A 23,287-nucleotide genomic window follows, 5' to 3' on the forward strand; every position below is an offset into this window, starting at 1 on the left:
CCTATGAAGTTCACCGACGGGTACTGGCTCAAGCGCAAGGGCCTCACCGTCCTGCATCCGTCCCAGCTGCGGGACACCGATGCCGGCGAGAAGAGCCTCACCGCGTACGCCACGACCAAGCCGGTACGCGCACGCGCGGACACGCTGGACACGCCCCTGATCACCGTCAAGCTCGAGGGGCCGGCCCCCGACGTCGTCCGGGTGACCCTCGGCCACTTCCTGGGCGGCGTCGCCAAGGGCCCGAATTTCGCCGTAGCCGGACAGGACCACCCCGTTACCGTCGGGGAGCGGGAGCTGACCTCCGGCGCGCTCACCGCCCGCTTCAAAGAAGACGGCTGGGGGCTCGACTTCCTCGCCGACGGCAAGCGGATCACCGGCACCGGCTGGCGCGGCATGGGCGTGGTCGACACCGCCGACGGCGAGAGCTACGTGCACGAGCAGCTCGACCTGGGCGTGGGCGAGGCGGTCTACGGGCTCGGCGAGCGCTTCGGCCCCTTCGTCAAGAACGGCCAGAGCGTCGACATCTGGAACGAGGACGGCGGCACCAGCAGCGAGCAGGCGTACAAGAACGTCCCGTTCTACTTCACCAACCGCGGCTACGGCGTGCTCGTCGACCACCCCGGCAAGGTGTCGTTCGAGGTGGCCAGCGAGATGGTGTCGCGCACCCAGTTCAGCGTCGCCGGGCAGACCCTGTCCTACCTGGTGATCTACGGGCCCACGCCGGCCGACGTGCTGCGCAAGTACACGGCGCTGACCGGCCGCGCCGCGATGCCGCCGGCCTGGTCCTTCGGGCTCTGGCTGACCACGAGCTTCACCACGCCGTACGACGAGGAGACCGTCACGTCGTTCGTCGACGGCATGGCCGAGCGGGACCTGCCGTTGAGCGTGTTCCACTTCGACACGTTCTGGATGCGCGAGTTCCACTGGTGCGACTTCGAGTGGGACCCGGCGATCTTCCCGGACCCGCCGGGCATGCTGAAGCGCCTGCACGACCGGGGCCTGCGGACCTGCCTCTGGATCAACCCGTACATCGCCCAGCGCTCCGCGATGTTCGCCGAGGGTGTGGCCAACGGCTACCTGGTGCGCAAGGCCAACGGCGACGTGTGGCAGTGGGACCGCTGGCAGGCCGGCATGGCGCTGGTCGACTTCACCAACCCCGAGGCCCGAGCCTGGTACGCGGGCAAGCTCGCCGCCCTGGCCGAGATGGGCGTGGACGCGTTCAAGTCGGACTTCGGCGAGCGGATCCCGACCGACGTGGTGTGGCACGACGGCTCCGACCCCGAGCGCATGCACAACTACTACACGCAGCTCTACAACCAGGTCGTCTTCGACGTGCTCAAGGAGCACCGCGGCGAGGGCGAGGCCGTGCTCTTCGCCCGCTCGGCGACCGTCGGCGGCCAGCAGTTCCCGGTGCACTGGGGCGGCGACAACTCGGCCACCTTCGAGTCGATGGCCGAGAGCCTGCGCGGCGGCCTGTCGCTGATGAGCTCGGGCTTCGGCTTCTGGAGCCACGACATCGGCGGCTTCGAGGGCAAGCCCGACCCGGCCGTCTTCAAGCGGTGGATCGCGTTCGGGCTGCTGTCGTCGCACAGCCGCCTGCACGGCAACCACTCCTACCGGGTGCCGTGGCTCTTCGACGACGAGTCGGTCGAGGTGCTGCGCGCGTTCACGCACCTCAAGCACAGCCTCATGCCGTACCTCTGGAATGCCGCCCGTCAGGCGCACGAGGAGGGCCTGCCGGTCATGCGGCCGATGGCGGTGGCGTTCCCGGACGACCCCGCCGTGACCCACCTCGACCGGCAGTACCTGCTCGGCGGCGATCTGCTCGTGGCGCCGGTGTTCAGCGAGGACGGGCAGGTCAGCTACTACGTGCCGGAGGGGCGCTGGACGCGCTGGCAGACCGGCGAGACCGTCGAGGGCCCCGGGTGGCGGCACGAGACGCACGGCTTCGACAGCGTGCCGCTGCTCGTGCGGCCGGGCGCGGTGATCCCGATCGGGGCCGTCGTCGACCGGCCCGACTACGCCTACGAGGACGGCGTGACGCTGCGCGTCTATCCGGGTCTCTCGTCGCCGGTCGTGGTGCGCGCCGGTTCCTCCACCTTCACCGTTTCCGCGGTGGCCGGCGGCATTCGCGTGGAACGTGACGGCGCCGCGCTGCCCTGGCGCGTGGAGATCGTCGGCGGGGCGTCCGCGCCGGTGCCGGCCGGCGAGGCGACCTGGGCCGGATAAAGGTGAGCGGGGCCGCATCCCGGCCCCGCTACCAGCGGCGCGGCATAGGATCTCCAGATGACCCCGGCACTGGACCTGTTCGTCCCTGGTGTCGTCTACCTCGACATCATCTTCACCGGACTGGAGGGGCTGCCGGAGCCCGGCACCGAGGTGTGGGCCTCCGGCATGGGCTCCTGCCCGGGCGGCGTGGCCAACCTCGCGGTGGCCGCCGCCCGGCTCGGCCTGCGCACCGGGCTGGGCACGGCGCTCAACAACGACGCGTACGGCGACTTCTGCGCGAGCATCCTCTGCTCCCAGGAGAACGTCGACCTCACCGCGTCCCGCCGCGTCGACGGGCACTCGCCGGTCACGGTCTCGCTGGCGTACGACCGCGACCGCAGCATGATCACCCATGGGCACCCGCTGCCGGTGAACGCGGACGGGCTGGTCGGCGAGCTGCCCGCGGCCCGGGCGGCGTCGGTCAGCCTCACCAAGGACCGGCAGCCCTGGGTGCGCCGGGCCGCGTCCGCCGGCACGCTCGTCTTCGCCGACGTCGGCTGGGACGCCAGCGAGGAATGGCCCGCCTCGGCGCTCGACACGCTCGAGGACTGCCACGCCTTCGTGCCGAACGCGGTCGAGGCGATGCAGTACACGAGGGCGGCCACCCCCGACGAGGCGCTGCGCCGGCTCTCCGGCCTCGCCCCGCTGGTGGTGGTCACCTGCGGCGGCGACGGCGCGATCGCGCACGACTCGACCACCGGCGAGACCGCGCACGTCCCGGCCGTGCCGGTGCCGGCGCTCGACCCCACCGGCGCGGGCGACGTGTTCACCGCCGGGCTGATCCTCGGCACCCTGCGGGAATGGCCGCTGCGCCGGACCTTGGCCTTCGCCAACCTCATCGCCGCGCTGTCGGTGCAGCATTTCGGCGGCTCGCTCTCGGCGCCGGGATGGGGCGACATCGCCGACTGGTGGCGGTCCTCGGCCGCCGCGGCACCCGATTACGCGTTCCTCGACGACGTCATTCCGCGAGGCGAACAACGCACCGTGCGCCGCGCGGGAGCCACCATCGCGAGATTGTCGGATGCGCATGTCCACTGAGAAGCGGCTGGTCATTCTCGGCGGGGGCGGATTCCGCGTTCCGCTCGTCTACGGCGCGCTTCTGTCGCCGTCCTCGCCGATCGGTTCCGTGGTGCTGCACGACGTGGACGCGGGACGGCTCGCGGCCATCGCGCGGGTGCTGCACGCGCAGGCGGCCACCTCGTCGTCGGCACCCACCATCGAGACGACCACCGATCTGACCGAGGCCTTGAAAGGCGCCGACTTCGTCTTCAGCGCCATTCGCGTGCACGGGCTCGAAGGGCGCGTCATCGACGAGCGGGTGGCGCTCTCCGAGGGCATGCTCGGGCAGGAGACGGTCGGCGCGGGCGGCATCTCGTACGGGCTGCGCACCGTGCCCGTGGCCGACGCCATCGCCCGGCGCATCAAGCTTGTGGCCCCCGAGGCGTGGGTCATCAACTTCACCAACCCGGCCGGCCTGGTCACCGAGGCGATGGCGGCTCACCTGGGCGACCGCGTGATCGGCATCTGCGACTCGCCGTCGGCGCTCGGCCGCCGGGTCGTGCGGGCGCTGGGGCTGCCGCCCGGCTCGGCCCGCGTCGCCTATGCGGGGCTCAACCACCTGGGCTGGCTCACCGCCGTGCAGCACGAGGGGCGCGACGTGCTCCCGCGGCTGTTGTCCTCCGCGGAAAAGGTGGAGTCCTTCGAGGAGGGGCGTCTTTTCGGATACGACCGCATCAAGTCGCTGGGCGCGGTGCCCAACGAATACCTGCATTACTACTACGACCACAAGGCCCTGGTACGAGCGGAGCTGGCGGCCCCGGAGACGCGCGGCGAATACCTGCTCAAGCAGCAGCGCGAATGCTATGCGGTGCTCACCTCGCACGCGGCCGCCCCGCTGGAGGCGTGGAACGCGGCCCGGCGCCGGCGCGACGCCACGTACATGGCGATGGAGGGTCTGGGGGAGCGCGACGACGCCGAGGGCGGCGGGTACGAGGACGTGGCGCTCGCCCTGATGCTGGCCATCGCGCGCGACGAGCCGGCCGAGCTCATCCTCAACGTCCGCAACAAAGGCACATTGTCGCTGCTCGATGACGAAGCGGTTGTCGAAGTGCCCTGCGCGGTCGACGGCTCCGGCGCCCGGCCGCTGCCCGGCGCGACGGTGCCGGACCACGGTGCCGAGCTGGTCAAGCGCCTGAAGGCCACCGAACGGGCGGTCCTCTCGGCCGCCGCCTCCGGCTCGCGTGGGGTGGCCGTGCGCGCGATGGCCTCGCACCCGCTGATCGACTCGGTGCCGGTGGCCCGCCGGCTCATCACCGGCTACCAAGCCAACTTCCCCGAGCTCGCTTACCTGAGCTGAACGAGCCGGCGGACCCGCGCGGAGGCGGCCGGGCGCGCCGCGGAGAATGGGGCATGCTCGCAACTCAGCCGGTGATCGCAGCCGGGGCGCTCGGGGGAGGGCCGCAGCCGGTGCTCGCGGCACAAGGTGGTCTGGTGCTGCGGCCGTGGGAGGCGGGGGACGCCGCGGCGTTTCTCGGCGCCTACGCGGACGCGGCGATCCGGCGGTGGCACACGTGGCGGCCGGCGTCCGTGGACGACGTGCTGGGGTGGTTCGCGCAGTACCGCAGCGACTGGGAGCAGGAGCGCGGCGGGCACTGGGCGATCACCCGCGACGGTGCGGTGCTGGGGCGGCTCGCGATGCGCGGCTGGAACTTCGCGGACGGCAACGCGGGGTGCGCCTACTGGGTGCTGCCCGACGCGCGCGGGCTCGGCGTGGCCTCCACGGCGCTGAGCGCGCTGAGCGAGTGGGCGCTCGGGCCGGCGGGGTTCCACCGGCTGGCGCTCGACCACTCGACGCGCAACCACGCGTCGTGCCGGGTCGCGGAGAAGGCCGGCTATCCGCTCGAAGGGACCAAGCGCAGCGCGGCGGTGCACGAGGACGGGCGGCACGACATGCACCTGCACGCCCGCACCCGCTGAGGGTCTGGCCTGGCCGCACTGGCGGGCGGATTATGGGGTGAGGCCCTCCCGGCGTGAGGTGACGTGATGGACAAATCGCTCACACCGAGCGCGGAACGGTCCACGGGCCCTCCGCACGGCCTGGGGCCCCCGGCCGGGGTGGGGTGGCGCGTCTGGCGTGAGGGCGCCCTGACTCGGGCCAAGGAGATCGAAACGCTCTCCGCCTGGCTGGCCGCGGACGGCGTACGAGACGGTGATCGTGTCTTGCTCGAAGCCATCGGCAAGCACCTCGCCGAGGCTCGGCGGGCGGCCGAGAGCCGGTCGTTCTCGATCTGGCCAGGGTCGCGCAGCGGGCCGCTCATGGAGCGGGCGGCGAGCAACCTCGACGCCGCGGAGGCCGACCTGCTCGCGCTCGCACCGCCCTCGTTCGTGCTGAGCCAGATGCCGGGCCTGCTCCGCGAGGTGCGCACCCACCTGTCGCCGGACGACCCGCGCCGGCAGGAGTTCGAGGTCATCGCCCGCGAGCTCGGCGCCGGTGGTCCGGCACCCCGCGACGCCGATCTGACCCTCGTCGAGACCGAGCGCGGCAAGATCGTCAGTGTGGTGCGGGCGGTCCGTGCGGCGGCGATGCGAGAGCGGGTGCGGCTGCGCAGCTTCCGCAGCGTCGTGGTGGTCACCGGCCTGCTCATGGCCCTGCTCGCCGTGGGCATCGCCCTCCTCGGCCTGCTGCGCCCGAGTGCCCTCCCGTTGTGTTTCGCCCCGGAGCAGTCCGGCAGCGTGACGGTCGTGTGCCCCACCGCCCGGTCGGCCCCGTTCATCCCCGAGGACTTCCCGCCGCAGCGGGCGCTGCCCGTCCGGGACGTCGACGCCGTGACCGCCGAGACGGTGCGGCCCTTGGACCTGCTCGTCGTGGAGCTCGTGGGGCTCGCCGCGGCGGCGGTCGGCGCGGCGCTCGCCCTCCGCGGCGCCCGGGGATCGTCCGAACGCTATGGACTGCCGATCGCGCTCGCCGCGCTCAAGCTGCCGACCGGGGCCCTCACGGCGTTTCTGGGGCTGCTGCTCCTGCGGGGCCAGTTCGTCCCGGGGCTGGGCGCGCTCGACGCGCCGGCGCAGATCCTCGGCTGGGCGCTCGTGTTCGGTTACGGCCAGCAGCTTTTCACCCGCCTGGTCGACCGGGAGGCGCAGGTGGCCGCCGCGGCCGCGTACGACGCCGACGTTCGGCAGAGCCGGGTCGCCGAGCGGCGCATCGTGGAGCGGCGGCTGTCCGACCAGGCGCTGGAGCAGGTCGTGGGCACGGTCGGCGAGACCATCAAGACCGCCCTGAGCGGGCCCACGCTGGTGAACTTCGACGGGTGGATCGGCATCGAGATCACCGGCGAGGACGGTGCCCCGGTGCCGATCACGGACGAGCAGGAGGTGCCGCTGCTGCCGGATCACCGCTATGTCGCGGTCGTGGCGATCGCGACGGAGCAGCCGCCCGGATACGCGTCGCGACTGCGTATCACCGGCGGCGTCGAGGCGCACACGGCGGAGTTCAGCGTCGTGCTCGACAGCGACGATCCCGCGTCGCCGAAATCCTCAGGGCTGATCGCGGTGCCCACGCGTGCGGGCCGAGCCGGCGTCGAACTGCCCTTCGAGACCTGGCCGGACGGCACGCCTCCGTGGCTTTGGGTCCGGGTCGCCCAGCGCGGCCGCGTGGTGCAGAACGTGGAGCTCGTCGGGATCGCCGCCGACGCGGACGGGCGGGGCTGATGGCCACCGCCTCGGCCGCCAAGGCGCCGATCGCCACGTTGACCTATTCGGAGGGCCCGCCGCCGCGCATGAAGTTCGCCTTCGCGTCGGGCGACAAGGTGCCGGATGTGGTCTTCCGTGACCAGCGGGCCGTCCAACAGGCCTGCCAGCGTGCCGGGCTGTATCTCCAGCACCTGGTCCGCGATTCCCCGGAGCGCCCGCGCTCCGCCGAGGAGCTCGCCGCGCCACTGGAGGCCATGAGCAACAAGGGCAGGCTGCTCGGCCAGCGGCTCGCCGGTGGCAGCAGCGATCGTTTCGGCGAGATCCGGGCGGCCTTTCGCCGATCGTGGCCGGGCTGGGCCAACCCGTCCCGCGACGACATCCCAGTCGTCCAGTTCGTCGCCCACGACCCGAGCTTTCCGGTGGAGCTGCTGCCCGTCTTCAGCAACGAGGTCATCCACCACCTGGACAACGACGGCGAGCTGGCGACGGCGGCGCAGCGGTTCCTCGGCTTCTCGGCTGTCGTCCGCCGCGTGGCACCCGAGACCGGTTGCACGCCGGACGTCCTCCGCAACAAGCAGAGGCTGCCCATCCAGTTCCTCCGCTACCTCGAACCCCCACGTGGCCTCCGCAAGAAGCGCCAGTGGAGCGGCTTCGAGCAGGAGCAGGTCTTCCTGGCCTCGCTCGGCGAGGTGCTGGCGGTGGACGGCCCGTGGCCCATGTCGCCCGTCACGCGGGAGGAGGTCGCGGAGCGGGTGACCGCCGCGCTCTTCGACCCGAGCCGCGGCCTCGGCGGCGCCGGGGGAACACCCGCCGAGCTGATCCACTTCGCGTGCCATTGCGAGACGGAGGATCGCATCGACGACGACTACGAGCTGATCCTCACCGACGAGAAGGGCGAGCGGCTCCCGATCACCCTGGAGCAGATCCAGACCGGCTACGACAGCCTCGTGGGCCGGGGACCGAAGCCCGGCCAGCGCGCGCCCGTGATCCTCAACGCCTGCGGCACGTCGACGGTGAACCCGTGGTCCGGCCTGTCCTTCCAGCGGTGGTTCCTCGACAACGGGCATCGCGCGTTCATCGGCACCCAGGCCGCCATCCCGGACGACGTGGCGGCCGACTTCGCCGAGCGCTTCTACCGCTATCTGCTCGGCGGCCACACCTTCGGCGAATCGCTCGTCCTCGCGCGGCGGCAGCTGCTGGCCGACACCAGGAGCCTGCTCGGGCTGCTCTACGTGCTCTTCGGCAACGACCTCCTGCAGGTCGAGGTCACGCACCCTCAGCTGTTGCCCGTTTCGCCGCCGGGGTGACGCGCAGCACCAGCCCCTCCGCGAAGAGCCCGAACAGCAGGGCCGCCACGGCGGCGCCGATCGCCACGCCCTCCTGGTTGCCGGAGATGAGGGACCAGCGCTGCCAGCCGCTGAACGGCACGGTCAGGCTCCAGATTCCGAAGGCGACCAGGGCCAGACCGGCGGACACCCACGTGGGTGTGCCGAGCGGCTTGCCGGTCGCCCAGGCTCCGCCGATGACCAGCAGCGGAGCGACCACGGCCACCACCACGAGGAGCGGGACCGACGGCCTGCTCTGGGGCTGGGCGTGCAGGGCGGTCACGCCGGTGACGTAGACGGCGAGCGCGTCCCCGGGGATCCACTTCGTCAGGGTGTTCACGAACTGTTGCGTGCCCTGCCGCGACCCCGCCGTCTGCTCCCGCGTGCGGCGCTCCGGGGGCTTGGGGGTGGGTGGGCGTGATCCAATCTGCCAGGCGCTCATGGAGACCCCTCCTCGCCGGTGAGTAACGGATTTTACGTGTCGCGGCCCACTTCCGTGCGGACGCGAGCGGGGCGCGGCGAACCGTCCGATATGGTCAGAACGCACTTTCGCCCGGTTTGCGGCGCGGCGCGCGGGTAGCCTTGAACCCGCCTCGTGATAGGCGATTTCGGTCACACGGGCTTCTGATCTTTGTCGCTGCATCGACGCGCGGCTAGACTAGTTCTCCTATCTGCTTGATAGTAAATGAACCGGGGGTAAACGCGATGACTACGGCCGCCCACAAGGCGACGGAGCCGAGTTCACGCCGTCTCACCCAGGGGGAGCGCCCGAGTGACTCACGGCTCCGGGCCACCGCTGTGCGGGCATCGTCTTCGGACATCGACCGCGACGACATCTGGGGCCGCCTGGTCAAGCCCGGCGCCCACCTGCCCTCGCTGCCGCTCCTCGAGGCCGACCTCGGCCCGATCCACCTCGACCGCCTGCGCGAGACCGGTCCCATCGTGCTGGTCTTCTTCCGCCACGCGGACTCCGAGCCCTGCAACGCCGCGCTCGCCGACTACGAGCGCCGCCTCGTGCCGGCCCTGCGCGACACCGACGCCCACCTGGTCGCCGTGAGCCCGCAGGTCCCCGGCCGCCTCGCCGAGATCAAGCGCCGCCACGACCTGAGCTACTTCGTCGCCTCCGACCCGCGGCACATCCTGATCGACGCGTTCAACCTCGGCTTCCAGGAGCCCGGCGCCGACAAGGTCCTGGGCGCGCGCCGGTCGGTCCTGCCGTTCCCGGCCGTCGTCGTCGCCGACCGCTCCGGCGTGGTCCGCTACGCGAACATCCGTCCCGACGGCGCCTTCTACCCCGAGCCCTCCGAGATCCTCGCGGTCGTCAAGTCTCTGGTGAACAACAGGTGAACCAAGCCTGAGCCCCGGGTATAGCCTTGCGCATGTCCCGAGATCAGGAACACGCCCTCGAAGTGCGGCTGGCGGTCGCCGCGGCCGGAACCGTGGTGCTCCTGGTGCCGTTCGCGGTGCTCGCGGCCATGGTCGTCGGCGACGTGGACTGGCTGCACCGGATCGACCAGGACGTCTCCGTCACTGTGCACGACTATGCGGTCACCCGGCCCGGCCTGGTCGATTTCATGGCCGCGTGGTGCCTGGCCTTCGACCCGTGGGTGTGGCGGCTCGGGGCGCTCGCGCTGGTCGTCTGGCTCGTGCGGCGGGGCGCCCGGCCGCTCGCCTGGTGGGTCGCGATCACCATGGCGGCCGGCGGCCTGCTCGGCGTAGTGCTGAAGCTGCTCTTCGAAAGGCACCGGCCGTCGTTCCTCGATCCGGTCGCCTCGGCCGTCGGATACTCCTTCCCCTCCGGGCACGCGCTGAACAACGCCCTCGGCGCCGCGGTCTTCGTGCTGGCGCTGCTGCCGCTGGTGCGCCACCGCCCGCGCGCGCGGCTCGCCCTGCTGATCGCCGGCGTCGTCATCCCGGCGGTGACCGGCGCCTTCCGGGTCGGCCTCGGCGTCCACTACGTCAGCGACGTGGTCGGCGGCTGGATCTTCGGCCTCGCCGTGGTCGCCGCGACGACGACCGCCTTTCTGGCGCGCCGCCGTCGCCGCGCGACCCTGGCCGCCGCTATGGCCGAGTGAGCATGCGCCACAGGAAGCTCGTGGTCAGCGCCCAGACCGTGGCCGCCTGCTCGTTGTCGGCCGCCGCGCCGTGGCCACCCTCCACGTTCTCGTAGTAGAGCGCCTCGTAGCCCTGCTCGCGCAGCAGCGCCGCCATCTTGCGCGCGTGGGCGGGGTGCACCCGGTCGTCCCGGGTCGAGGTGATGAAGAGGATCGGCGGGTACGGCCGCCCGGGACGGACGTTCTGGTACGGCGAGAAGGTGCTCAGGAACGCCCAGTCCGCCGGGTCGTCCGGGTCCCCGTACTCGGCGATCCACGACTTGCCCGCGAGCAGGCGCGTGTAGCGGCGCAGGTCGAGGATCGGCACCATCGCGACGATCGCGCCGGCCAGCTCCGGATGACGGGTCAGCATCGCGCCCGTCAACAGCCCGCCGTTGCTGCCGCCCAGCAGGCCCAGCCGCCGGGGCGTGGTGATGCCGCGCGCCACCAGGTCGGCGGCGACCGCGGCGAAGTCCTCGAACGCCCGGACCCGCTTCTCGCGCAGCGCGGCCTGGTGCCACGCGGGGCCGTACTCGCCGCCCCCGCGGATGTTGGCCAGGACGTACGTGCCGCCGCGCGCCAGCCAGGCCCGGCCGAACACGCCGCTGTAGGACGGCGTCTGCGAGATCTCGAAACCGCCGTACCCTTCGAGCAGCGCCGGCCCGTCGCCCCCGGGATCGCCCACCACGAAGTACGGCACGCGCGTGCCGTCCGCCGAGCCGGCGAAGAACTGCCGCACCGTCAGCCCGTCCGCGTCGAAGAACGCCGGCTCCCGCTTGAGCACCTCGGTGCCGCCGCCGACCGTGCCGAGGCTCAGCGTGGCCGGCTCGAGGAAGCCCTCCGAGGCGATCAGGTACGCGTCGTCGTTGTCCGGGTCGGTGTCGACGATCCAGGTGCTCGCGAACTCGGCGGCGTCCGTCAGGGGCTGCCGGCGCCACCGCGGCGTGCCCGGGGTGAGCACGTGCACGTGGCTGCGCACGTCGGTCATCGTCACCAGCAGCAGGTGGTTGCGCGTCCACGTCGACGAGCTCAGCGACGTGCGCTCGTCCGGCCGGAACAGGACGGTCAGCTCCCGGTCGCCGGCCAGAAACCGTACGAGATCCGCCGCCAGCAACGCACCCGCCGGATGCGTCACGTCGCCCACCACCCAGGGCGACCGCGGCTGCACGAGCAGCCAGTCCCGGTGCACGCCGAACTCCGCGTCCGCCGGAATGCCGATCCGCACCAGCTCGCCCGACCGCAGCACCAGGTAGTTCTCGCTGCGGTAGAAATCGAGGTGCCGGCTGACGAAGTCGCGCTCGTACCCCGGCGTCGCGTCGTGCCACGCCCGCACCGAGACGTCGTCCGCCCGCCCCTCGAAGATCGTCTCGGCCTCGGCCAGCGGAGTGCCGCGCCGCCACCGCTTGACCACCCGCGGGTAGCCGGACGACGTCAGCGACCCCGGCCCGAAATCCGTGCCCACCACGACGGTGTCCCGGTCGATCCAGCCGACGTCGCTCTTCGCCTCCGGCAACACGAACCCGTCCGCGACGAACACCCGCCGCCCCAGATCGAACTCCCGCACCACGACGGCGTCCGCGCCACCCCGCGACAGACTGACCAGACAGCGGTCGTACGAGGGCCGCAGCACCTCCACGCCGTCCCACGTCCAGTTCTCGCCCTCGGCCACGTTCAGCGCGTCGACGTCGAGCAGCACATCCCACTCGGGCTCATCCAGCCGAAACTGCTCGGCGGTGGTGCGCCGCCACAGCCCGCGCGGATGGTCGGCGTCCGTCCAGAAGTTGTAGTAGAAGCCGTCCCCCCGCCACCCCGGAAACGGGATACGTTCCTTGCTGTCGAGAACTTCCCGGATCGCCTCCCGCAACGTCTCCTGACGGCGCAGCGTGCCCAGCGTCTCCGCGTTACGCTCCGCGACCCAGTGCATGACCTCTGGCGCATCGAGGCCCTCGAGCCACAGGTACGGGTCGTCCAGCGCCCTCACCCCTCTCGCCCTCCGTTCGACAATCCCACGCCACCGCACGATCCCGCCACGGCACGGGCGGGCTCGCACCCGGACCCGACCGCTCACCGATCCGATGGAACCGCGGTAACAGGGCGTCGATCGCCTCGGCGTCTCGGCCAAGATCGTGCATGCGCGATCCGCTGGTAGGCGATCGCCCTGGGCCGGTCGCTTGGCCCAGGGCCTCGGAGCGGCGGCCGGCCAGGCGGAGATCGACCGAGCTGTCCATTGTGGTCTCGCTGAGCGGACTGGTCTGTCGGATCACCGTTGGTACCGGCAGAGCGAACCGCCCTAGCGTAGAGGTCGGCGCATGCTTGAGATGATCAGCCGGTGACGTCGAAGATCGGGCGGCCCTTCGCGCGCAGGTGCCGGAGCGCCTCGAGAATCGAGTGACAGTCGGCGAGCGCGTTGTGTGTGGACTCGGCCGGGCCCGGGCGTCCCAGCGTGGCGGCCAGGCTGCCGGCGGCCGCGCCGTCGCGGAACTTCAGGAAGTCGTCGAGGGCGTCTGCGAAGCCGACGCCGCGTTCGGTCGCCTCCCGCTCGGTGATGCCGGTGAGCTCCTGGAAGTAGGCGCCCCGGGCGAACGGCTACGGACGCGGCGGCGTGGCGAGCCGGGCGAGGGCGAGGGCGCCGGCCAGGAGGCCGAAGTCGCGGAGCGCCACGTCGTAATAGGAGCCGAGGATCAGCAGGTTGACGATGATGCCGGCCAGCCACGCCGCGACGACCAGGGCGCCCCAGCGCGGCCGGAGGGCGACCAGCAGGCCGGCGGCGATCTCGATGACGCCGACGGCGTACATGGCCTGCTGTGCTGTGCCGGGGACGAGGCCGTCGATCCAGGGAGCCAGGTAGCCGGGCCAGTCGGTCAGCAGGTTGAAGAACTTGTCCAGGCCGAACGCGACGGGCGCGACGGTGAAGGCGGTGCGCAGGAGCAGGAACGCATGGTGGGCCGGGGTGCTGTGGCGGACCCGGGCGAACGCTGTGGTGGTCATCGGACCTCCTCTAAAGTACGTCTATACGACTTTTAGAGAACGTAGGACCGTGGCGGTTCTAAAGTCAACGCCTGCGTCCTTTAGAGTGGCGGAATGGCACAGCCGAGCCGGGACGAGCGGATCGCCTCCGTGGCGGCCCTCGACGACGCGATGAGTCAGGCGGTGTTCGACTTCGTGTCGGCGGCGGCCGCTCCGGTCTCTCGCGACGCCACGGCGGAAGCGCTCGGCGTCAGCCGCCGGATCGCCGCCGCCCACCTGGACAAGCTCGCCGGGCACGGACTGCTGGCGGTCGAGTTCCGCCGGCTGCACGACCGCACGGGTCCGGGCGCGGGTCGTCCGGCGAAGCTGTACGGCCGCGCCGCCGTCGAGATCGCGGTGTCGGTGCCCGATCGCCGCTACGAACTGGCGGCGACCCTGCTGGCGTCCGCCGTCACCGAGGCGATCGACACCGCCGCCGACGTCGGCGAGGTGGTGCGCCGCACCGCCTACGACGCCGGCCGGGCGATCACCGCGGACTCCGGTGACCTGCTCGGCACGCTCGTGGAGACCGGCTACGAGCCGCACGCGGACGGCACCGCGCTCGTCCTCGCCAACTGCCCGTTCCACCGGCTGGCCCGCCGGCACACGGCCCTGGTCTGCGACCTCAACCTGCACCTGCTGAACGGCATGACGGACGGCGCGGGCGCCCCGTACCGTCCCGTCCTCGACCCCGGCCCGGGGCGCTGCTGCGTCCGCCTCGACCACGGCCGGGGGTAGTGGAGGTCACGTCTGGCGACGCCGGTGCAGCAGTGAGGCAACCTCGATCCGGAACGGGAACGGCTCGTCCGACGCGAGCTCCTGGTCGGGGCCCACGACGGTGATGGTGACGTAGCGGCCGCCGGTCAGCCGCTGCAAGTGGAGCTCGACCGAGTCGTGCGGCTGCTCGACGCGCAGATACCAGCCGATGCCGGCAGCCGCATAAAGTTGCGGCTTGAGCAGTCGATCCGTGCCGGCGTTGCTGGGCGAGACCACTTCGACGACGAGTTTCGCCTCGCCGGCCTCGACCGTGACCCCCACGTCGTCGGTGTCCGCGACGACGATGTCCGGCTGGAGGACGCGCCCGGTGGCGAGCCGCAAGTTGACGTCCTGGAGCGCCAGCAGCCCTGCCCGCTCGGCCGCGTCATCGAGTCTCTTGGTAAGGAGGAACGCGATGCGCTGATGGCGCTTGCTCGGTGCCGGGCTCACCAACAGGCTCCCATCGACCAGCTCGACCCTGTTGGGGGTCTCGCCGAGCGCGAAGTATTCGTCCTCGCTCCACGGTTCCGGGTGCTCCAGCAGTGCCACGCTCATCGGTTCGCCTCACCTCTCGGCGGCAGATGCCTCAAGCGTGCCATGCCCAGCCCCGCGCGGACGACAGCAACCGGCGCGACCCACGTCAGTGACCTGCCGCCGCTCGAGGCGTCGGACCCGGATTGGGTTGTCACGGAGCATCTTGTCATACGACCGCAGGAATGCCAACCACGCGACTACAGGGTGACCCAGTAGCGCCGGACGGTTTTGCCGTCGGTGGTGCGGACGTCCTCGAGGACGCCGCCGGCTGATTCGATGGTGCGGGCCGACGCCTCGTTGGCCGGGTCGCAGGTGATCAGGACGCGGTCGAGGCCGAGCGTGCGGGCCTCGTCGAGCATGCGGGCCAGGGCCCATGTGGCGAGGCCGCGGCGGCGGGCGGACGGGCGGATGCCGTAGCCGATGTGGCCGCCGTAGTTGAGCAGGCCGTCGTTCAGGGTATGGCGCAGGGCGATGGAGCCCAGGTAGCGGTCGTCCTCGACGATCCAGCGGTACGTGCAGTGCACCCAGTCGTCCGCGACCGGCGCCGCCGGGTCCTCCTCGGCGTGCAGCCGGGCCACCCAGGTGGCGAAGCCCGCCTCGGTGTCGACGTCGTCCGTGGGGCGGTAGCCGGCGCCGTCCTGGTGGACGCCGCGGCCCCACTCGTCGCGGGACTCGAGCCAGGACGTGCGCAGGCGGGTGGTGGGTGCGATCAGCTCGGGCATGGCCCGACCCTAGGTCACGGCTCGGCGGCGACGGCCAGCAGGCGCTGGATCTGGGCCTGGCGGCGGATGGTGACGGTCTCGGCGAACGACTTGACCGGGGGGTACGCGCCGCCGGCGGACTCCATGCGGGCCGTCTCGACCACGTTTCCGAGGTGGCCGAGGAGCAGGCTGACCGCCGTACGGTCGAAGGTCTCGCCGGTGGCCGCCCGCAGCTCGCCGATGTCGGAGGGCCGCAGCATGTGCAGCTCGCCGTGCCCCTCGTGGGAGCCGGTCGGGGCGGTGAGCGGCCGGCTCCAGCCGGTCAGCCAGCGCTGCATCGTGCCCAGCTCCTCGCGCCACTGGGCGGCCAGCTCGGCCGCGAGGGCGCGCACGCGCGGGTCGGTGGCCCGTTCCGTGGCGAGCGCGACGACCTGCGAGCCCTCGGCGATCTGGGCGATCCCCATCTGGAGGTACATGACATCGGTGCCGTTGAAGGAGGTGGCGTTGAAAGAGGTGGCGCTGGAGGAGGTGCCGGTGGAGGCGGTGCCGGTGGAGGAGGTGGCGTTGGGGGAGGTGCCGGTGGAGGCGGGCGCGGGCGCCGGAGTGCCGGTCTCCGGCTGCGAGCCGCAGCCGGAGACCAGCAGGATCAGGACCAGCGCGGCCCGGACGGCTAGTTTCGCGTCCACAGGGCCGGGACGTTCGGCGGCTCCCAGCCGGTGAGCGCGGTGTGCGCCTGCCGGCAGGTGTACGAGGCGCCGTTGTAGGTGACGACGTTGCCGGGGACGTACGCGGTGCCGGCGCGCCACGTGCCGGTGGCCGGCGGGGTGGTGGTCGGCGGGGTGGTGGGCGGTGTCGTCGTCGGCGGGGTCGTGGGCGGCGTGGTCGGGGGTGTGGTGCCGCCGCCACCGCCGATGTTCAGGTCGACGCAGGCGTAGAACGCCATGGCCGTGTCGGCGATGTTCCACCGGGCGAGCACGGTCTGGCGGCCGGTGAAGCCGCGCATGCTGACCGTGTGGGACTTGGTGGCGCCGGGCTGCGCGCCGCCGTCGTTGAACGAGGCGAGCAGCGTGTTGCCGATGAAGTACTCCCACGTGCTGGTCGAGTGGCGGGCCGTGAGGACCCAGTTGAAGGTGACGGACTGCCCGGCGGAGGCGGCCGGCCAGCCCTTGCTGTTGTCGTTGAGCACGGCGAACCGGCTGCCGCCGCCGTTGCACTGCATCGAGCCCTTCGGCGCCTCGACGCTCTGTGGCTCGTACACGATGTCGCCGCAGCCGGAGACCGCGCCGCTCGCGCAGTTGGCCTGCCGGCTCGGCGGCGACGAGATGTAGCCGTGCGCCGCGGCGGGGGAAACCGCGACGAACAGGGAGGCCACGAGGGCTCCGACGGTGAGTGCGGGGAGGGTGAGTCTGCGTCTCATGAAGGACTCCTCTTCATGGGGGGATGCAGCCAACCTAATTTAAAGAGTGTTAACAGTAAAGAGACCCATCGATTTCTGACCCTTTAATTAAGGTGCGCCATGATCGGGACCCGCCTAGCTTCGGCCGCATGGAACCGCTCACCGAATCCGAGATCCGTGCGTCCTTCGTCAATTGCTCGAAGGGCGAGGCGAGCAGGATCCGGATGCCCGCCGACCTCGCCGAGACGCGCTGGCACGATCTCGACTTCCTCGGCTGGACCGACCCGGGCGCGCCGTTGCGGGCCCTGATCGTGGTGCCCGGGCCGGTCGGGGTGCTGCTCCGCCGGCCGGAGCCGCGGCGCTCCAGCAGCGCGATGCGCTCCAGCATGTGCCGCGTCTGCCTCACCGGTCACTCCGCCGACGGCGTGACGCTGTTCGTCGCCCCGCTCGCCGGGGCCGCCGGCCGCCGGGGCAACTCGGTCGGCGAATACCTCTGCTCGGACCTGGCGTGCTCGCTCTACCTGCGCGGCAAGCGGCAGCCCCGCGGCCGCCTCGTGCGCCAGGAGGAGTCGCTCAGCCTCGACGAGCGGGTGGACCGGGCGATGACCAATCTGGGCGCTTTCATCAAACGCGTGGTCGCATAGCCGATCAGATAGTCGTGCGCAACATCCATGACGTGCTCGACGCGCGAGCCGTGACGACCCTGTTCCAGCCGCTCATCGAGATCGCCACCGGGCGAACGGTCGGTTACGAGGCCCTCAGCCGCGGACCGGCCGGCAGCCCCTGGGAGTCGCCGGCCGCCCTCTTCGCGGCCGCGCGGGCGGTCGGCCGGGAGGGCGAGCTCGACTGGATCTGCCGGGCCCAGGCGTACCGGACCATCCTCGCGGCCGAGCCCGACAACAGCCTCACCTGGTTCGTGAACATGGAGCCCACGGCTGCCCGCACGGTGTGCCCGCCCGACCTGGCGCCGGTGGTGAAGCTGGCCCGCGGCCGGCTGCGGGTGGTCACCGAGATGACCGAGCGAGCCATCGCCGGCGACCCGTCCGGCCTGCTCTCGGCCGCGGCGGCCTGCCGCGACGCCGGCTGGGGGGTGGCCCTCGACGACGTCGGGGCGGACCCGCTGTCGCTGGCCCTCATGCCGTTCGTGCACCCCGACGTGGTCAAGCTCGACATGCAGTTGCTGCGCGAGCCGGGCGACCCGCACACGGCCAAGGTGGTCGCCGCCGTGGCCGCGTACGCCGAGGCCAGCGGCGCCGTGGTGCTGGCCGAGGGGATCGAGACGCCGGAGCACCTGGCCGTCGCCCGCACCATGGGCGCCACGATCGGGCAGGGCTGGCTGTTCGGCCGCCCGGGCCCGCTCGACCCGTCCCGGGCCGACAACGCGCGGATGCCGTTCATCCCGCCGCCGGCGGTCCCCGACCGCCGCAGCCCGTTCGAGATCGTCGCCGCCCGCCGTCCGCTCGTGCGCACCACCAAGGACCACCTCATGCCGACCAGCCGGCACCTGGAGGCCCTGGTCGAGGTGGGCGAGGAGGCGCCCGTGCTGCTGGCCTGCTTCCAGGAGGCGCGGCACTTCACGCGGGCCACGGCCCGCCGCTTCGAGCGGATCGCCACGAAGAGCCCGCTGGTCGCGGCGCTGGGCGCGGGTCTGGCAACCGAGCCGGTTCCCGGCGTGCGGGGGGCTTCGCTGGACGACGGCGACGCCCTGCGCGGCGAGTGGAACGTGATCGTGGTCGGCCCGCACCGGGCGGCCGCCCTGGTGGCCAAGGACCTGGGCGACACCGGCGCCGAGCGCGACCGTCGTTTCGACTTCGCGCTGACCCACGACCGGGCCCTGGTCGTGGAGGCGGCCCGGTCGCTGCTGTCCCGGGTGGCGCCCGCCGAGTCCCCGGCGATCGAGCTGCTCGCGGCGCGGTAGGTCAGGAGCGGCGGTCGAGGAACTCGTAGACGTCCTGGGCGTCGACGCCGGGGAACGTGCCGGGCGGCAGCGCGGCCAGCAGGTGTGAGTGCACGCGGGCGCTGGGCCAGGCGTTGCCGGCCCAGCGGTCGACCAGGTCGGCGGGCGGGCGGCGGCAGCAATCCGGGTCGGGGCAGCGCGAGACCGTACGCCGGGTGGTGTCGCCGCCGCGGAACCAGCGCGCGTGCTCGTACGGCGTCCCGACCGTCACCGAGAACTCGCCCGAGCGGGTCGACTCGATGTGGACGGTGCACCAGTACGTGCCCGCCGACGTGTCGGTGAACTGGTAGAACGACGAGTACGGGTCGTCGGCCTGGAAGATCGTGCGGGACGCCCACTTGCGGCAGATCGGCTGTCCCTCGATCGCCCCGGTGACGTCGCGGGGGAAGCGCACCCCGTCGTTCTCGTACGCCTTGTAGACGATGCCGTTCTCGTGCACGCGCGTGAAGTGCACCGGGATGCCGAAGTGGTGCGTCGCCAGGTTGGTGAACCGGTGCGCGGCCGTCTCGTACGAGACGCCGAACGCGTCCCGGAAGTCGTCGATCGCCAGCGCCCGGTCCGCCTTCGCCTCCCTCAGGAAGAGAACGGCGAACTTCTCGGGCATCAGCAGCGCCGCCGCGAAGTAGTTCGCCTCGACGCGCTGGCGCAGGAAGTCGCCGTAGTCGGCCGGCTCCGGATGCCCGAGCACGAAATGCCCCAGCGTCTGGAGCACCACCGCGCGCGGGTCGTGCCCCTTGCCGCTGGCCACCTGCGGCAGGTAGATGCGCCGGTTGGCGAGGTCGGTCACCGACCGTGTCGAGCCCGGCAGGTCGTTCACGTAGTGCAACGTGAAGCCCAGCTGCGCCGCGATGTCGAGGATGCCGCGCTGCGACAGCGGCCCGGTCGTGTGCTTGACCGACAGCAGCACCTTGGCGGCCGCCTGCTCGATCTCGGCGAAGTAGTTGTCGCGCTCGCGCATGTCGTCGCGCAGTTGCGCGTTGGCCCGGCGGGCCACCTCGGGCGTCGCGCTCTGCTCGGTGAGCAGCCGGTTGAGCTCGCGGTGCAGGCCCACCAGTGACTCCAGCGCGTCCGCCGGCAGCCGGCGCCCGCCACGGACCGAGGGCAGGCCCAGGCTTTCGTACGCGGGGGAGCGCTGGAAGTGCGCCAGCTCGATCTCGAGCCCGGCCCGGCGGCTCGGCGCCTCGGCGCGCAACAGCTCCTGCAGGCCGACCCCGAGCGCGCCCGCGAGGGCCTGGAGCACCGACAGCTTCGGCTCGCGCTTGCCGTTCTCGATCAGGGAGAGCTGCGACGGCGCCCGGCCGACCGCCTCGCTGAGCTGCTCGAGCGTCATGTTCTTGCTCTTGCGCAGGTGGCGGAGGCGCTGGCCAAGGGTCACCAGGTCGACGGCGCCGGGCTCGGCGGAAGGCGAAGCGGTCACGCGTTTGACGCTAACAGAAATTCCGCGTTTCTTCTCCTCACAAACGCCTTCAGAGGCCCATGCGCAATGCGCGACAGTCAAATTCTTCCACCGAGAAGCACGCGACAGGGCACGGAAGGGACTTATCACCATGACTGATCAGCTGACCGACGTTCGTGGCGGTACCGCATCGGACCTCACTCGAGCCTGGGCCGGCGATCCGCGGTGGCTGGGCATCAAGCGCAGCTACACCGCGCACGACGTCGTCAAGCTGCGCGGCACCGTCCAGGAACGGCACACGCTCGCCGAGCGCGGCGCGCAGCGGCTGTGGGACCTGCTGCACAGCGAGGACTACGTCAACGCGCTGGGCGCGCTCACCGGCGGCCAGGCCGTGCAGCAGGTGCGCGCCGGCCTCAAGGCGATCTACCTGTCCGGGTGGCAGGTCGCCGCGGACGCCAACCTGAGCGGCAACACGTACCCCGACCAGTCGCTCTACCCCGCCAACTCGGTGCCCGCGGTGGTCCGGCGCATCAACAACGCGCTGATGCGCGCCGACCAGATCGACACGGCGGCCGGCCGGCACGAGCGCGACTGGCTCGCCCCGATCGTCGCCGACGCGGAGGCCGGCTTCGGCGGCCCGCTCAACGCGTTCGAGCTGATGAAGGCCATGATCACGGCCGGCGCCGCGGGCGTGCACTGGGAGGACCAGCTGGCCAGCGAGAAGAAGTGCGGCCACCTCGGCGGGAAGGTGCTCATCCCGACCGCGCAGCACATCCGCACCCTCAACGCCGCCCGCCTCGCCGCCGACGTGCTCGGGGTGCCCACGCTGGTCATCGCGCGGACCGACGCGCTCGCCGCGGACCTGCTCACCACGGACGCCGACGAGCGCGACAAGCCGTTCCTGACGGGCGAGCGCACGGCCGAGGGCTTCTACCGGGTGCGCAGCGGGCCCGACGCGGCCATCGCGCGCGGTGTCGCCTACGCCGACTACGCCGACCTGATCTGGGTCGAGACCGGCAAGCCCGACCTCGACTTCGCGCGGGCCTTCGCCGAGGCGGTGCACAAGGAGCACCCCGGCAAGATGCTCGCGTACAACTGCTCGCCGTCGTTCAACTGGAAGCGCAACCTCGACGACGCCGACATCGCCCGGTTCCAGAAGGAGCTCGGCGCGATGGGTTACAAGTTCCAGTTCGTCACGCTGGCCGGCTTCCACGCGCTCAACCACTCGATGTTCGAGCTGGCCCGCGGCTACGCCGAGACCGGCATGACCGCCTACGTGAAGCTGCAGGAGGCCGAGTTCGCGGCCGAGGCCGACGGCTACACGGCCACCAAGCACCAGGCCGAGGTCGGCACCGGCTATTTCGACGCCGTCTCGACCGCGCTCAACCCCACCTCGTCCACCACCGCCCTGGCCGGCTCGACCGAAACGGAGCAGTTCTGATGGCTTCCGAGGAAATCACGATCACGGGTACGACCGACGGCCGCTACGCCGAGATCCTCACCCCCGAGGCCATCGACTTCGTCGTCGCGCTCGACCGGGAGTTCGGTGCCCGCCGCGTCCAGCTGCTGGAGCGCCGCCGTCGCCGCCGGACCACCCGTACCACCGAACTGGACTTCCTGCCCTCCACCCGGCACATCCGGGACGACGCCTCGTGGACGGTCGCCCCGCCGGCGCACGACCTGCTCGACCGCCGTGTCGAGATCACCGGCCCGCCCGAGCGCAAGATGACGATCAACGCGCTCAACTCGGGCGCCAAGGTCTGGATGGCCGACTTCGAGGACGCCACCGCCCCCACCTGGGAGAACGTGGTCATCGGCCAGCTCAACCTGCGCGACGCCCTCGACGGCACCCTCGACTTCACGTCCGAGGAGGGCAAGGAATACAAGGTCAACGGCTGGATCCCGACCATCATGGTCCGCCCGCGCGGCTGGCACCTGCCCGAATGCCACCTGCGCATCGGCGGCCGGGCGGTCTCCGCCGCCCTGTTCGACTTCGGCCTGTACTTCTTCCACTGCGCGCAGCGGCAGATCGACCGGGGCAGCGGCCCGTACTTCTACCTGCCGAAGCTCGAGTCGCACCTGGAGGCCCGCCTCTGGAACGACGTCTTCGTCTGGGCGCAGGAGACCTGCGGCATCCCGCGCGGCACCATCCGCGCCACGGTGCTGATCGAGACCATCACCGCGGCGTTCGAGATGGACGAGATCCTGTACGAGCTGCGCGAGCACTCGGCCGGCCTGAACGCGGGCCGCTGGGACTACCTCTTCAGCATGATCAAGAACCGTCCCGACGTCGTCCTGCCCGAGCGCTCCCAGGTGACGATGACGGCGCCGTTCATGCGGGCGTACACCGAACTGCTGGTCCGCACCTGCCACCGCCGCAACGCCCACGCCATCGGCGGGATGGCGGCGGTCGTCCCCAGCCGCGACCCGGTGGCCGCGAAGCGCGCCCTCAACCAGGTCCGCCAGGACAAGCGGCGCGAGGTCGGCGACGGCTTCGACGGCTCGTGGGTGGCACACCCCGGCCTGGTCGACACGTGCCGTGAGGTCTTCGACCAGTGGCTCGGCGACGAGCCCCACCAGATCGTCCGCAAGCGCGAGGACGTGAAGGTCACCGCGGACGACCTGCTGGACGTGAAGGCGGTCGGCGTCCAGGTCAGCGAGGTCGCGCTGCGCACCAACGTGAGCGTGGCGCTGCGCTACACCGCGGCCTGGCTGGGCGGGCGGGGCGCGGTGGCCCTCGGCGGCCTGATGGAGGACGCGGCCACGGCGGAGATCTGCCGCGCCCAGCTCTGGCAGTGGATCAGCACGGCGACGCCGACGGACTACGGGGTGCCGGTCAGCGCGGCCCTGGTCACCCGGATGCTCCGCGAGGAGCTGGACGTGCTGAGCGAGACGGGCGCCCTGGACGAGGACGCGGCCCGCCGCTTCTCTCAGGCCCGGACGCTGCTGACGGTGCTGCTCACCGAGCGCACCTGCCCCGAGTTCCTGACCCTGCCCGCCTACCTGCGGCACCTGTCGGGCGGGTCGGCGGCCCCCACCCCCGCCGAGGTTACTGTCGCGGCCTAGGCGGAGGTGAGAGGGAAACGGCGCGGCCCGGCACCGGTCGCGCCGTTTCCCGCTGCCCGCGCTCCTACGCGAGTGTTCTTCGGTGGTCAGTGCGATGCTG

21 protein-coding genes are annotated in these 23,287 nt (G+C 71.8%); 13 read left to right on the plus strand and 8 right to left on the minus strand.

All coding sequences use genetic code 11. The annotated features are described in order from the left end of the window. The first annotated feature begins 3 nt into the window (after positions 1-3). The 6 genes from yicI to Ade02nite_RS17660 all read left to right on the plus strand — a co-directional run bounded on the left by yicI (position 4) and on the right by Ade02nite_RS17660 (position 8,264). Entirely contained in the window at positions 4-2,229 is a 2,226-nt protein-coding gene (gene yicI, locus Ade02nite_RS17635) for an alpha-xylosidase (RefSeq protein WP_203764003.1), read from the plus strand. A gap of 57 nt (positions 2,230-2,286) precedes the next feature. Then, positions 2,287-3,306: a carbohydrate kinase family protein gene (locus Ade02nite_RS17640; protein WP_203764006.1), complete on the plus strand. Its 1,020-nt coding sequence runs from the start codon at positions 2,287-2,289 to the stop codon at positions 3,304-3,306. Beyond that, positions 3,290-4,624 carry a 6-phospho-beta-glucosidase gene (locus Ade02nite_RS17645; protein ID WP_239168838.1) on the plus strand — a complete coding sequence of 445 codons (1,335 nt, stop codon included), beginning with the start codon at positions 3,290-3,292 and terminating at the stop codon, positions 4,622-4,624. The genes Ade02nite_RS17640 and Ade02nite_RS17645 overlap by 17 nt, the downstream gene beginning before the upstream one ends. Positions 4,625-4,677: 53 nt before the next feature. After that, a complete protein-coding gene (locus tag Ade02nite_RS17650) occupies positions 4,678-5,244 on the plus strand; it encodes a GNAT family N-acetyltransferase (RefSeq protein ID WP_203764009.1) in 567 nt (188 codons plus the stop codon). A 66-nt stretch (positions 5,245-5,310) separates the two neighbouring features. Beyond that, positions 5,311-6,975, plus strand: coding sequence for a hypothetical protein (locus Ade02nite_RS17655; RefSeq protein ID WP_203764012.1), 1,665 nt, complete (start codon positions 5,311-5,313; stop codon positions 6,973-6,975). Beyond that, complete coding sequence (locus Ade02nite_RS17660) at positions 6,975-8,264, plus strand: CHAT domain-containing protein (RefSeq protein ID WP_203764015.1); 1,290 nt, start codon at positions 6,975-6,977, stop codon at positions 8,262-8,264. The genes Ade02nite_RS17655 and Ade02nite_RS17660 overlap by 1 nt, the downstream gene beginning before the upstream one ends. On the opposite strand, the gene Ade02nite_RS17665 is transcribed toward Ade02nite_RS17660, so the two are convergent. Further along, positions 8,224-8,724, minus strand: coding sequence for a hypothetical protein (locus Ade02nite_RS17665; RefSeq protein ID WP_203764018.1), 501 nt, complete (start codon positions 8,722-8,724; stop codon positions 8,224-8,226). The genes Ade02nite_RS17660 and Ade02nite_RS17665 overlap by 41 nt on opposite strands. A 356-nt stretch (positions 8,725-9,080) precedes the next feature. On the opposite strand from Ade02nite_RS17665, the gene Ade02nite_RS17670 reads away from it, so the two are divergent. Continuing rightward, on the plus strand, positions 9,081-9,629 hold the full coding sequence (locus tag Ade02nite_RS17670) for a redoxin domain-containing protein (protein ID WP_239168839.1): 549 nt from the start codon (positions 9,081-9,083) through the stop codon (positions 9,627-9,629). A 32-nt stretch (positions 9,630-9,661) separates the two neighbouring features. After that, positions 9,662-10,357: a phosphatase PAP2 family protein gene (locus Ade02nite_RS17675; protein ID WP_203764024.1), complete on the plus strand. Its 696-nt coding sequence runs from the start codon at positions 9,662-9,664 to the stop codon at positions 10,355-10,357. On the opposite strand, the gene Ade02nite_RS17680 is transcribed toward Ade02nite_RS17675, so the two are convergent. Then, positions 10,344-12,356: a prolyl oligopeptidase family serine peptidase gene (locus Ade02nite_RS17680; protein WP_239168840.1), complete on the minus strand. Its 2,013-nt coding sequence runs from the start codon at positions 12,354-12,356 to the stop codon at positions 10,344-10,346. The genes Ade02nite_RS17675 and Ade02nite_RS17680 overlap by 14 nt on opposite strands. Positions 12,357-12,961: 605 nt before the next feature. After that, positions 12,962-13,363, minus strand: a complete 402-nt coding sequence (locus tag Ade02nite_RS17685) for a DoxX family membrane protein (RefSeq protein WP_203764027.1) — start codon at positions 13,361-13,363, stop codon at positions 12,962-12,964. 93 nt (positions 13,364-13,456) lie between these two features. Between Ade02nite_RS17685 and Ade02nite_RS17690 the strand changes: the two genes are divergently transcribed. Beyond that, entirely contained in the window at positions 13,457-14,119 is a 663-nt protein-coding gene (locus Ade02nite_RS17690) for a helix-turn-helix transcriptional regulator (protein ID WP_203764030.1), read from the plus strand. 6 nt (positions 14,120-14,125) lie between these two features. On the opposite strand, the gene Ade02nite_RS17695 is transcribed toward Ade02nite_RS17690, so the two are convergent. The 4 genes from Ade02nite_RS17695 to Ade02nite_RS17710 all read right to left on the minus strand — a co-directional run bounded on the left by Ade02nite_RS17695 (position 14,126) and on the right by Ade02nite_RS17710 (position 16,789). Then, positions 14,126-14,692, minus strand: coding sequence for a Uma2 family endonuclease (locus Ade02nite_RS17695; RefSeq protein WP_203764032.1), 567 nt, complete (start codon positions 14,690-14,692; stop codon positions 14,126-14,128). A gap of 176 nt (positions 14,693-14,868) precedes the next feature. After that, positions 14,869-15,393 (minus strand): GNAT family N-acetyltransferase, encoded by a 525-nt coding sequence (locus tag Ade02nite_RS17700; protein ID WP_203764035.1) that lies wholly within the window; start codon positions 15,391-15,393, stop codon positions 14,869-14,871. Positions 15,394-15,407: 14 nt separating this feature from the next. Beyond that, positions 15,408-16,058, minus strand: a complete 651-nt coding sequence (locus Ade02nite_RS17705; RefSeq protein WP_239168841.1) for a DUF305 domain-containing protein — start codon at positions 16,056-16,058, stop codon at positions 15,408-15,410. Further along, positions 16,043-16,789, minus strand: a complete 747-nt coding sequence (locus Ade02nite_RS17710; RefSeq protein ID WP_203764044.1) for a lytic polysaccharide monooxygenase — start codon at positions 16,787-16,789, stop codon at positions 16,043-16,045. The genes Ade02nite_RS17705 and Ade02nite_RS17710 overlap by 16 nt, the downstream gene beginning before the upstream one ends. Before the next feature lie 128 nt (positions 16,790-16,917). Between Ade02nite_RS17710 and Ade02nite_RS17715 the strand changes: the two genes are divergently transcribed. Beyond that, positions 16,918-17,412, plus strand: coding sequence for an FBP domain-containing protein (locus Ade02nite_RS17715; protein ID WP_203764047.1), 495 nt, complete (start codon positions 16,918-16,920; stop codon positions 17,410-17,412). 14 nt (positions 17,413-17,426) lie between these two features. Then, positions 17,427-18,686, plus strand: a complete 1,260-nt coding sequence (locus Ade02nite_RS17720; protein ID WP_203764050.1) for a sensor domain-containing phosphodiesterase — start codon at positions 17,427-17,429, stop codon at positions 18,684-18,686. A gap of 1 nt (position 18,687) precedes the next feature. Here the strand turns inward: Ade02nite_RS17720 and Ade02nite_RS17725 are convergent, their stop codons facing one another. Continuing rightward, positions 18,688-20,142 carry a helix-turn-helix transcriptional regulator gene (locus Ade02nite_RS17725; RefSeq protein ID WP_203764053.1) on the minus strand — a complete coding sequence of 485 codons (1,455 nt, stop codon included), beginning with the start codon at positions 20,140-20,142 and terminating at the stop codon, positions 18,688-18,690. Positions 20,143-20,272: 130 nt separating this feature from the next. Here Ade02nite_RS17725 and aceA point away from each other — a divergent pair, with 130 nt between their 5' ends. Together aceA and aceB are read left to right on the plus strand one after the other, a co-directional pair. After that, on the plus strand, positions 20,273-21,562 hold the full coding sequence (aceA, locus tag Ade02nite_RS17730) for an isocitrate lyase (protein ID WP_203764055.1): 1,290 nt from the start codon (positions 20,273-20,275) through the stop codon (positions 21,560-21,562). Next, a complete protein-coding gene (gene aceB, locus Ade02nite_RS17735; RefSeq protein WP_203764057.1) occupies positions 21,562-23,187 on the plus strand; it encodes a malate synthase A in 1,626 nt (541 codons plus the stop codon). The genes aceA and aceB overlap by 1 nt, the downstream gene beginning before the upstream one ends. Positions 23,188-23,287: the final 100 nt, after the last annotated feature.

The sequence above is a fragment of the Paractinoplanes deccanensis genome, from assembly GCF_016862115.1.
GTDB classification, from domain to species: Bacteria; Actinomycetota; Actinomycetes; order Mycobacteriales; family Micromonosporaceae; genus Actinoplanes; species Actinoplanes deccanensis.